Consider the following 1271-nt stretch of genomic DNA (forward strand, 5'->3'; position numbering starts at 1 on the left):
GGCGTAAGTGAATTTTTGTCGTAGAGATAGTCAGACCAATGCGGTTTCCTCAACACAGGCTTAGGTTGTTCTCTCAATCGATAGACAAGATTATCGGTCCTGATAATCGTAGCTTTTGTGTCTCGCGTTATCGCGGCATGAGCTTCTACTTTGTCTACCATACCTGGACGAAGGTACTTGGCTTCACCTGAACTTAGATTTGCAGAAGCGTTAATGAGATGCTCGAAAGGTAGCAAGCGGTCAAAGAGGTGAGACTTGCTATCCACTACATCTGTTAAGCGCTCCATCGTAGCTATATAACCATTCGCACTGCCAACTTCTTCAGCTCTTTCGCGGATCGACTCAATTCTGAGTGCCTCTTCCCCATCGCTTACTAGTTGTTGTCTAACCTTTACATCTTTTAGTTCACTTAAGCTGTAATAGGTGCGCTTAGATTCATCTGCCAAAGTGGTAACACTGAAAAATAGACTAGCAATTAAACAAATAGCAGTATTGGTTCTCACGCTTTTGTCTCCAAGTATTTAACGACAATCGTCTTAAGTCGGTTATCGACCATGATGTCTACCTGGGCACCCTTTTCAGAGTCAATAATCTTTATTGCGTCGTTTATTGGTTGATCCTTCAGTTTAATACTTACAAACACGCCACCAGGTGGTTTTTGGCCATAAGTAAATACTCGATCAGAACCATAACCTACTGTCTCAGCAATACCTTTTACGGCAGTTTCGACTTCACAATCACAATTCCAGTCAACAACCTTTTCAAAACCAGGTAACACCATTGTAGAGAGCATGCGCTCCTGCCTTCTCTGCTCAGGGCCTTTAAGTGCTTGTGCATGTGCACTTCTCGTTTTTGCTAACAATCGGAGCTCGTCAAGCATTTCAACTGCATATGGTTCAAGATCGCCAAAAGCCCTTTCTTCAGGGCTCTTTTCTAAGTGCCTTAAATCTTTGACTTCATTAGTTGCGCACCCAAGAAGTAGAGTAGAAGCGAATGCTATGCTAGAAAGCTTAAAGACGTTCATTTTGTTTCCTCTTCGTTGCATTGATGCAAAGTGTTTTAGCTGTATTCAGATTTGAAACAGTGATGATTGATTCATCCGTACTGATGTTTTGGTTAATGTCTGGGTGGTAATACCTAACTTTGTGATGGAAGGCTTTCTTGATTTCAGAAATATTGAGGGACGTAATAGGTAGCCCTAATAATTTGAAAGCCTGAACTTCTTCTTCAGAGAAGTTAAATGGGTTTTGTTCATTCAGAGTCGGAGAACT

3 protein-coding genes are annotated in these 1271 nt (G+C 41.7%); all 3 read right to left on the reverse strand.

Translation table 11 applies throughout. The features are described from left to right. Positions 1 to 503: type IV secretory system conjugative DNA transfer family protein (locus tag IQR33_RS22300; protein WP_193844056.1), on the reverse strand; the 503-nt coding region annotated here is incomplete at its 3' end. After that, the gene (locus IQR33_RS22305) at positions 500 to 1024 is read right to left on the reverse strand and encodes a DotD/TraH family lipoprotein (protein ID WP_025634114.1); all 525 of its coding nucleotides are present in this window, start codon (positions 1022 to 1024) and stop codon (positions 500 to 502) included. The genes IQR33_RS22300 and IQR33_RS22305, both read right to left, overlap by 4 nt. Then, positions 1011 to 1271 (reverse strand): DnaJ domain-containing protein (locus IQR33_RS22310; protein ID WP_193844057.1); only part of this gene is annotated, 261 nt, incomplete at its 5' end. The genes IQR33_RS22310 and IQR33_RS22305, both read right to left, overlap by 14 nt.

Origin of the sequence: Vibrio sp. OPT46 (assembly GCF_015163535.1) — a bacterium.
GTDB classification, from domain to species: Bacteria; Pseudomonadota; Gammaproteobacteria; order Enterobacterales; family Vibrionaceae; genus Vibrio; species Vibrio alginolyticus.